The sequence below is a fragment of the Microcoleus sp. N3A4 genome, assembly GCF_036701805.1.
Taxonomy (GTDB): domain Bacteria; phylum Cyanobacteriota; class Cyanobacteriia; order Cyanobacteriales; family Microcoleaceae; genus Microcoleus.
Genome location: NZ_JAUBRJ010000011.1, coordinates 39,934 through 50,698, shown reverse-complemented (window position 1 = coordinate 50,698; position 10,765 = coordinate 39,934). Strand labels below are relative to the sequence as shown.

Sequence of the window (10,765 nt, the reverse complement as noted above, 5' to 3'; positions counted from 1 at the left end):
GGGCTAAAGCCCAACTACGTACCTAAATGTAGATGAAATAGTGACAAAGGTACGTAGTTGCGCTTCAGCGCTCTTTGGGGGCTAAAGCCCAACTACGTACCTAAATGTAGATGAAATAGTGACCGCGATCGCAGAAATACCGCTATTAATATATATCATAAAGTGATTAGGCGATCGCAGCAAAAGTTTACCGAGCTTAGCTTTATTGGGTGGTGCTAGGCGCTATCATCCTCATCTGATTGCCAATTTATTTAAATAATTTAAGCCTTTTGGTTAGGGTATGCTATTAACTCCGCAACTCGGATGGCAACGGATCAAAAAACTCAACAAAACTCAGGATTTCCCTATCTAAGGAAGAATAAAATGCTAGGTAATTTCCAAGATACTTGCATCCACCAGCTATTTGAGTTCCAAGTAGAGCGATCGCCTGACGCTATTGCAGTAATTTTTGAAGGGAAGCAGCTAACTTATCAGGAGTTAAACACCCAAGCTAATCAGTTGGCGAATTATCTGAAGACTCTCGGTATTGGGCCAGAGGTATTGGTCGCTGCCTGTGTGGAGCGATCGCTAGAAATGGTTGTAGGTCTATTAGGCATTCTCAAAGCAGGGGGAGCTTATGTACCACTAGATCCGAATTATCCCCAAAATAGACTGGCATTTATGTTAGAACATTCACAAACGCCAGTGTTGCTAACACAACAGCATTTAGTCGAATCTCTTCCCGAACATCAAGCGCAGATCATCTGTTTGGATGGCAATTCAAAAACATTAGATCGCTTCAGCAAGGAAAATCCAGACAGTGAGGTGACACCCGATAATTTAGCCTATGTGATTTATACATCTGGCTCTACTGGTCAACCCAAGGGAGTAGCGATCGAGCATCGCGGTGCCGTTAACACGCTCCTTGATATCAACCAACGTTTTGAAGTCGAAGCAGGCGATCGCGTTTTAGCTCTCTCGTCCCTTAGCTTCGACCTATCTGTATATGACATTTTCGGCTTGCTAGCTGCGGGAGGAACTGTTGTTATCCCGAAAGTATCAGCAACACCAGATCCCGCTGATTGGGTTGAGGCGATCGCGCGATCGCAAGTCACAATCTGGAACTCAGCACCCGCCTTGATGCAGATGCTTGTAGATTATGCCGCTGCTCATAGCAACACTCTGTCATCATCTCTGCGATTAGTGCTTCTTAGTGGCGATTGGATACCCCTGACTTTGCCAGATCAAATCAAAGCTTTAGTCGAGAGTGAATTGAATCAACCCCTCCCCAACCCTCCCCTTAGCAAGGGGAGGGGGCTAGATAGGACTGAGTTGGCATCCGCTGTAGGCGAACCTTCAACCCTTGCGGTCATTGGCTTAGGAGGTGCAACCGAGGCTTCCATCTGGTCGATTTTATATCCCATCGAAACCGTTGACCCAGCATGGAAAAGCATCCCTTACGGTCGATCGATGACTAACCAGAAATTCTACGTCCTCAATGAAGCAATGGAGCCTTGTAATGAGGGAGAAGTTGGGGAACTCTACATCGGGGGAATCGGTTTAGCGAGATGCTATTGGCGAGATGAAGAAAAAACCAGCAAACGCTTCATTACTCATCCCCATACAGGCGATCGCCTTTACTGTACGGGCGATCTGGGCCGCTATCTGCCCGATGGTAACATTGAGTTTCAAGGTCGCATTGACCACCAAGTTAAAATTCGCGGCTTCCGCATCGAACTGGGCGAGATTGAAGCAGTGCTGGGGCAACATCCAGATGTGCAAATAGCAGTGGTAACAGCACAAGAGGATGTCCCCGGACAGAAACGCTTGATAGCTTATCTTGTTTCCAAAGTTACCGCAGAACGCACACCCTTCAACAGCGAATGTTTAGCAGAATTTGATGGCGATCGCTCAGTTAAACTACAAACAGAAGACATATCAGTAGGTGGAATCGGCGTAGTTGGAGTTCCAGATAATTGCTCAACAAGCCAGCGCGTTCGCCTGCGTCTAATGCTACCGGGAGATGCCGAAGAGCGATGTTTTGAGGGAACAGTCGCTTGGTGTCAGGGAAATCAGGCTGGAATTGAGTTATCTCTCACACCCACTGAAGAAGCTGTGATTCAGCAGAGCATAGACTACCTCTTAGAAACTCAAGGATTCTTAAAATTTTTGCAACGCACCGCCGCGGGCAAGTTGCGTAACTTCCTGAAAGATAAGTTGCCCGACTATATGGTTCCCTCCAGCTTTGTATTCCTGAAAACCTTGCCGCTAACGCCCAACGGCAAAATAGACCGCCAGAAGCTATTAGCGCCAGCCGTTAAAATTTCCGAAGTAGGACAAGATTATGTAGCACCTCAAACTCCTGTCGAAGAGGTAGTGGCAGGAATCTGGGCTGAAGTGCTGGGACTAGAGCGAGTTGGTATTCGCGACAAATTCTTGGAATTGGGAGGTCACTCTCTGCTAGTCACGCAGATTGCAACTCGAATGCGAGACACCTTCCAGGTGGAATTACCCTTGCGTACTCTGTTTGAGTCTGTCACAGTAGCCGATCTTGCTCACAATCTGGAAATCGCCAGTCACAAAGCTCCAATACCCCAAGCTCCCCCGATTCTACCAATTTCGCGCGATCGGGACTTACCTCTATCCTTTAGCCAGCAACAACTGTGGTTCCTATGTCAACTGGCTCCCGATACACCTTTCTATAACGAACCGATTACCATTCGCCTGCCCGGTTCTGTAAACGTTGCCGCACTAGAGCGCAGCATCAGCGAAATCATCAAGCGTCACGAAATTTTGCGAACCACCTTTGGTATTGCGAATGGGCAACCAGTGATGGTGATTCAAGATGCTTTTAATTTTGCTTTGCCAGTGGTGAATCTTGAGGAATTGCCAGAGACAGAACGGGAGTCTGAAGCCTTACGGCTGGCAACTTTGGAAGCGAAGCAGCCTTTTGACCTCGCCCAAGGGCCGCTGGTGCGGGGTACTCTCATGCAGTTGGGCGAGGCAGATTATAGGTTGTTCCTGACCATACACCACATCGTTATTGATGCTGTTTCTCTGTACGGCTTGTTTCTGAAGGAACTGGGGACTCTTTACACCACCTTTTCTTTGGGCTTGCCATCGCCTCTTTCTGAACTGCCGATTCAGTTTGCGGACTTTGCTTACTGGCAGCGACAATGGCTACAGGGAGAAGTGCTGGAAAACCAACTTAGATACTGGAAGCAGCAATTAGCTGATTTGCCAACACTGCAACTGCCGACAGACCGATCGCGATCGCCAATCCAAAGCTTTCGGGGTGCAAGGCAATGTGTCGCGCTACCTCAAACTTTGAGTGAGGCGATCGCCTCATTAAGTCAAAAAGAAGGCGTTACCCTCTACATGACACTGCTGGCAGCCTTCAAAACCTTACTCTATCGCTACACGGGGCAGACTGACATTGTAGTAGGCACTGTCACCGCAGGAAGAAACCAGTCAGAGATTCATCAGCTAATTGGGTGCTTCATCAACACATTGGTACTGCGTACCGATCTCAAGGACAACCCGACTTTCCAACAGTTGCTAGAAAGAGTGCGGGAAGTGACTTTGGGAGCATTTGCTTACCAAGATTTGCCTTTTGAGAAGTTGGTAGAAACACTGCACCCAGAGCGGAATTTAGGTCAAAATCCCCTGTTTCAAGTTGCTTTTGTTTTGCAACCGCCAATGTCAGGCATGGATTCGATGCTGAATTGGAGCCAGTTGGATATTGATACCGAAACGGCAAAGTTTGATTTAACTCTGGAATTACAGGAGACATCCGAGGGCATCGTCGGTCGTTTTGAATACAGCACAGATTTGTTTGATGCTGACAGTATCAAGCGGATGGTGGGGCATTTTCAAACTTTACTCGAAGGCATCGTTACTAACCCAGAGCAGAAAATTGCCGAGTTGCCTCTTTTAACTGAGTTTGAACGGCAGCAGTTGGTGGATTGGAATAATACCGAAACTGATTATCCCAAAAATGCGTGCATACACCAGTTGTTTGAAGAACAGGTAGAGCTCACGCCCGACGCGATCGCATTAGTCTTTGAAGACGAACAACTTACCTATCAAGAGCTGAACCAACGAGCGAATCAGTTAGCACATCATCTCCGCAATTTGGGTGTGGGTGCAGAGGTACTGGTGGGGATCTGTGTAGAACGTTCCTTAGAGATGGTGGTGGGAATTTTGGGCATTCTCAAAGCTGGTGGAGCTTATGTACCGCTAGACCCAGCTTATCCGCAAGAGCGTTTAGCTTTGATGTTAGAAGATGCTCAAGTACCAGTGATCCTGACTCAGAGGCAGTTGGTCGAATCTCTTCCCAAACACCAAGCACGTATCGTTTGCCTAGACACAGACTGGGAAATCATCGAGCGACAGAGCGAAGAAAACCCTGGATGCAGCTTAACCTCTGATAACCTAGCCTATGTGATTTACACTTCCGGGTCTACAGGCAGACCAAAAGGCGTACTGGTGGCACACCGAGGACTATGCAACCTCGCCAAAGCACAGATTGAGATATTTGACGTAAATCTCTCCAGTCGTGTCCTCCAGTTTGCTTCCTTGAGCTTTGATGTTGCAAGTTCCGATTGGGTTATTGCCTTGTGTTCGGGAGCAACTCTGTGTATCGCAAGCAATAATGCTCTTTTGGCAGGTTCTAGTCTGATTGAGGTGTTACGCGATCGAGCTATTACCCACATTGAATTACCAGCAGCAGTCTTGGGAGTTCTTCCCTTGGAAGAGCTTCCTAGCTTGGGAACAATCATTGTTGGAGGAGAAGCTGTTTCCGCCGATCTTGTGGCTAAATGGTCATCAGGTCGTCGCTTCTTTAACGCTTATGGGCCGACCGAATCCACCGTCTGTGCCACCATTGCCGAATGTACTGATAGTAAAGAGTCACCGCCCATCGGTCGGCCCATTGCCAACACGCAGGTCTATATTCTAGATGCCCAAAAACAACCTGTCCCGATCGGCATTCCGGGAGAATTGTATATTGGCGGTGCTGGTTTAGCGCGGGGCTACCTCAACCGGCCCGACCTAACAGCCGATCGCTTTATCCCCAACCCCTTTAGCCATGAACAAGGCGATCGCCTCTACAAAACTGGCGACTTAGCCCGCTACCTAGCCGACGGCAATATCGAATTCCTCGGTCGCATCGACCAGCAAGTGAAAATTCGCGGCTTCCGCATCGAACTGGGCGAGATCGAAGCGGTATTGAGCCAACACCCGGATGTACGAGAGTCTGTAGTTATCAAGCGGGAGGATGCGTCCGGCAATCAGCGCCTAGTAGCTTATATTGTTTCCCACCTCAGACCAGAACGTACTCCCTTCAAAAGTGAGTGTCTGGCAGAATTTGACGGGAACCCGGCAGTGAAACTTCGTACAGAAGACATCTCTTTAGGTGGTGTCGGCATACTGGGCGTACCAGATACTTGTGGGCCCGGTCAAACCGTCCGCCTGCGCCTGCATCTGCCCGGTTCCGATGAGGAGCTATGGTTGGCGGGAACTGTGGCTTGGTGTCGGAGAAACCAAGCTGGGATTGAATTGGCTCTGAGCGCGATCGAACAAAAACTTTTTCAACAAAGCATAGAGTATCTTCTGGAAACTCAGGGGTTCTGGAAAGTTTTGCAACGCACAGCAGTCGGCAGTTTACGCAATGTTCTCAAGCAGAAGCTGCCCAACTATATGATGCCCTCCAACTTTGTGTTTTTGAATGCCTTGCCGCTGACACCCAACGGCAAAATAGACCGCAAGGCCCTGCCAGAGCCAGATACTTTTAACCCACAGTTGGATTGTGTCGCACCCCAGACTGAGATCGAAGATGCGATCGCTACAGCTTGGGAACAAGTATTACACCCAGAAAAAGTTGGTGTCGATGATAATTTATTGGACATCGAACTGGGCGATATCGAGGCGATATTGAGCCAACACCCGGATGTACGAGAGTCTGTAGTTATGAAGCGGGAAGATGCGTCCGGCAATCAGCGCCTCGTAGCCTATATCGTTTCCAACCTCACACCAGAACGTACTCCCTTCAAGAGCGAGTGTCTGGCAGAATTTGACGGTCATCCAGCGGTGGAACTTCGCACAGAAGACATTTCCATCGGTGGCGTCGGCTTAGTGGATGTGCCAGATACTTGTGGGCCCGGTCAAACCGTCCGCCTGCGCTTGCGTATGCCCGGTTCCGGTGAAGAGCGGTGGTTGGCGGGAAGTGTGGCTTGGTGTCGGGGAAACCAAGCAGGGATTGAGTTGGCTCTGGGTGCGATCGAACAAGATATTTTTCAACAGAGCATAGCGTATCTTCTGGAAACTCAGGGTTTCTGGAAAGCTTTGCAACGCACAGCAGTCGGGAGTTTACGCAATGTTCTCAAGCAGAAGCTGCCCAACTATATGATGCCCTCCAGCTTTGTGTTTTTGAATGCCTTGCCGCCGATCTCCAATGGCGAATTAGACCCTCTGACGCTACCAGTTCCAGATGCTCTTAACCCGCAGTTGGAAATAACTTATGTTGCACCCCAAACTGAGCTAGAGCAAATTATCGCTACAGTTTGGCAACAGGTATTACACTTAGAAAAAGTAGGTGTAGAGGATAATTTCTTCGATCTAGGCGGTCATTCATTACTGATAGCTCAGGCTCATAGCCAACTGCGCGAAGTGGTGGACAGAGAGGTTTCAATTATTGAAATGTTTAAATATCCAACCATCAGCTCCTTGGCGCAATATTTAAGTGAGGAGCCAGAGGAAAAATCCTCTGTTGGGCAAAGTCGAGAACACATCAATAAACAAAAAGAAGCAATCAATCGCCAAAAGCAAAAACAGCGCTTGCAAGGAAAGAATAAAAATGGATAACTCTGAGACTACCAACTCTATAGAAGGTATCGCTATCATCGGCATGGCAGGTCGTTTTCCTGGTGCTAAAAATATTGATGAGTTCTGGGAAAACCTGCGTGATGGTGTGGAATCTATTTCTTTCTTCTCTGAACAAGAACTAGAATCTTTGGGTATTGACGAATCAGTGGTGCGCGATCCGCGCTATGTAAAAGCAAGAGCTGTATTAGAAGATATTGAGTTGTTTGATGCTTCATTCTTTGGGTTTAATCCTAGAGAAGCTGAAATCACAGATCCACAACACCGCTTTTTCTTGGAGTCGGCTTGGCAGGCTCTAGAAAGTTCTGGCTATAACTCGGAAACGTACGAAGGTTCGATAGGGGTTTACGCAGGCGCAGGGAGTTTCAATACTTATTTTTTGAATAACCTTTATCCTAATCACCAGCTTAGAGAATCCGTTGGAGATTTTCAACTTGCGATCGCCAATGAGAAAGATTTCCTGTCAACTCGCGTTTCTTACAAATTAAACTTGAAGGGGCCGAGTATTACTGTCCAAACAGCCTGTTCTACTTCATTGGTTGCTATTAGCATGGCTTGCCAAAGTTTGCTAAATTATCAATGCGATATGGCTTTGGCTGGTGGCGTTTCTATTGGCACTAACCAAAAAACAGGATATTTTTATAAAGAGGGAATGATTCTTTCGCCAGACGGACACTGTAGAGCCTTTGATGCTAAGGCACAGGGAACTGTTAGCGGTAGCGGTGTGGGAATTGTGGTTTTGAAAAGATTAGAGGAGGCGATCGCGGATGGAGATTATATTCATGCGGTGATTAAAGGTTCTGCGCTCAATAATGATGGTGCTTTCAAAATTGGCTATACAGCTCCCAGTATAGATGGTCAGGCGCAGGCGATCGCAGATGCTCTAGCACTAGCAGAAATTCCCGCTGAAACCGTCAGCTATATAGAAGCTCACGGAACCGGAACACCCCTCGGCGATCCGATCGAAATTGCGGCGCTGACGCAAGCTTTCTCAGTTGAAACTAAGAAAAAAGGCTTTTGTGCGATCGGTTCTGCAAAATCCAATATCGGACATTTGGATACTGCTGCTGGTGTCACTGGCTTAATCAAAACTGTCCAAGCTCTCAAACACAAGTTAATACCGCCTAGCTTGCATTTTGAACAGCCTAATCCCAAGATTGATTTTGCAAACAGTCCCTTTTATGTCAATACTAAGCTTTCCGAATGGAAAGCAGGTAAAACTCCCCGTCGTGCTGGAGTTAGTTCCTTTGGCATCGGTGGAACTAATGCTCATGTGGTACTAGAAGAAGCGCCTAGTGTAGAGCAGGGGAGCAGGGGAGCAGGGGAGCAGGGGAAAGAAGATCAACTGTTAGTTTTATCTGCAAAAACTAGCACTGCACTTGATACGGCAACCGCAAATTTAACAGAGTATTTAAAGCAAAATCCTGATGTAAATCTGGCTGATGTTGCTTACACGCTTCAAGTTGGTAGAAGAGCTTTCAGCCATCGAAGAATAGTCGTTTGCAATAACAATCAAGAAGGTGTTACCGCCCTCGACAATCTCGATCCAAAACGAGTTTTTACCAGCTTTCAAGAGTCCAAAGATCGACCTGTCGTATTTATGTTTTCAGGACAGGGTTCGCAGTACATCAATATGAGCTTGGAACTCTACCAAGTTGAACCAACATTTCGCGAACAGATCGACCTAAGTTCGGAAATTCTTAAACCTCATTTGGGAATCGATCTGCGCCACGTACTTTATCCCAATGAACCAGAAGCAGAAGCAGCTACAAACCAACTAAAACAGACGGCGATCGCACAACCAGCACTGTTTGCGATCGAATATGCTTTAGCTAAGTTATGGATGTCGTGGGGAGTGCATCCCAAAGCGATGATTGGTCATAGCATTGGTGAATATGTCGCAGCTTGTTTAGCTGGTGTTTTCTCATTGGAAGATGCCTTATCCTTGGTAGCTGCACGAGGTAAATTGATGCAACAACTGCCGAGTGGTTCGATGCTTGCAGTTCCACTTCCAGAGCAGCAAATGCAACCATTTTTGGGCAATAAACTCGATTTAGCTGTGATTAACGGAGCATCTATGAGCGTGGTATCAGGTGCTACTGATGCCGTAGATGAATTGGAACAAAAATTACTAGAAAAAGGTGTAGAGTGTCGCCGATTGCACACTTCTCATGCCTTCCATTCACAGATGATGGAGCCAATTTTAGAACCATTCACCAAACAGGTGAAAAAAGTTAAGCTGAAATCGCCTAAAATTCCATATTTGTCGAACGTTACTGGTAATTGGATTACAGCGACAGAGGCGACAAATCCGAGTTATTATGCTCAACATCTGCGGCAAACAGTACGCTTTGCAGATGGGTTACAACAGCTATTAAAAGACCCAAATCAAATATTGCTAGAAGTGGGGCCCGGACGGACGTTGAACACGCTAGCAAAACAGCATCCTCATAAGGGGGCTGAGCAGATTATACTTTCTTCATTGCGCCATCCACAAGATCAAAATTCAGATTTAGCTTTTTTACTTACTACATTGGGTAAACTCTGGTTAGGAGGAGTACAAATAGATTGGTCTAAATTTTATGCTGATGAGCAGCCTTATCGTCTCCCATTGCCTACCTATCCGTTTGAGCGCCAACGTTACTGGATTGAAGCACCAGGAATCGAGCAACCGATTAAAATTGCATCTTTACCAGATGAAAATTCCCAACCAGTCGATTCAACACCACATCACTCTAGACCGAATTTAGACAATACCTATATTGCTCCTAGAGATGAGATTGAGCAAACTATTGCTAGTATCTGGCAAGAATTTCTCGGTATCGAGCAAGTAGGGATTCATGATGATTTTTTTGATTTAGGCGGAGATTCCTTATTAGCCGTTCAACTAATAACTAAATTAAACGAAACACTGCAAAAATCCTTGTCTCCCCATAGCCTATTGCAATCATCGACTATTGCAGCTTTGGCTGCATTAATTAAAGACAATTCCGACTTATATGATAATACTAACCAGCCACTCCAGCCAGCTTCTGAATCTTTGTTAGTAGAAATTCAGCGCGGTAGTTTTAAACAACCTTTGTTCTTAGTTCATCCGGTAGGTGGTCACGTTTACATTTATCGGGATTTAGCACGTTATCTAGGTTCAGATCGGCCTATTTTTGGAATACAAGCGCACGTCTCAGATGGGGAAACTGAGTCTTTTACTAAAGTTGAAGAAATGGCTGCTCGCTATATCGAAGCAGTGCGGCTTCAACAACCTGAAGGCCCCTATTTTTTGGGTGGTTCTTCCTTTGGAGGCACTGTTGCTTTTGAGATGGCGCAGCAACTCAATGCAGTAGGTGAAAAGATAGCATTGCTAACCCTAATTGATACTCCTGGCCCTGGTCAAATGCCCGTTTTAGAGACAGAAGATGATACAGCAATTCTGGTATACTTACTAGGTGTTGGTTTCAATCTTGCTCTTTCTATGGATGTCCTCCAGAAGCTTGAGCCAGATGAGCAACTTGTCTACTTTTTGGAGCAAGTAAAAATTGCTAATAGGGTAGTGCCTCCTGATTTTGGTTTACCTCAGATTCGCCAGTTTCTTCATCTTTTTAAAGTACACGCCCAGGCGATGCTAAATTACATCCCTCAAACTTATGGAGGTCGAATTATATTTTTTCGTGCTACAGAGCAAAATGAAGTTAATGCCAAAAATCCAGAATTGCCCTGGATTGAGGTTGCTACTGGAGGAGTAGAGGTTCGAGAAGTGCCGGGAAATCATATTACTATGAATTACCCACCTCATGTTCAGGTTATGGCTGAACAACTTAGAGTATATCTTGATTAGGTACGTAGTTGGGCTTCAGCCCTCTTATGGCTGAAGCCCAACTACTTACTTTTTAAAGAGGGCTAAAGCCCA

At 46.5% G+C, this 10,765-nt stretch carries 2 protein-coding genes; both read left to right on the top strand.

Going from position 1 to position 10,765, the window contains the following annotated elements; all coding sequences use genetic code 11:
- Nucleotides 1-363 precede the first annotated feature (363 nt).
- Nucleotides 364-6,843: an amino acid adenylation domain-containing protein gene (locus tag QUA56_RS08920; RefSeq protein WP_333356204.1), complete on the top strand. Its 6,480-nt coding sequence runs from the start codon at nt 364-366 to the stop codon at nt 6,841-6,843.
- The gene (locus QUA56_RS08915; RefSeq protein ID WP_333356002.1) at nt 6,836-10,693 is read left to right on the top strand and encodes a beta-ketoacyl synthase N-terminal-like domain-containing protein; all 3,858 of its coding nucleotides are present in this window, start codon (nt 6,836-6,838) and stop codon (nt 10,691-10,693) included. Before QUA56_RS08920 ends, QUA56_RS08915 begins: the two co-directional genes overlap by 8 nt.
- The last annotated feature ends 72 nt before the right edge of the window (nt 10,694-10,765 follow it).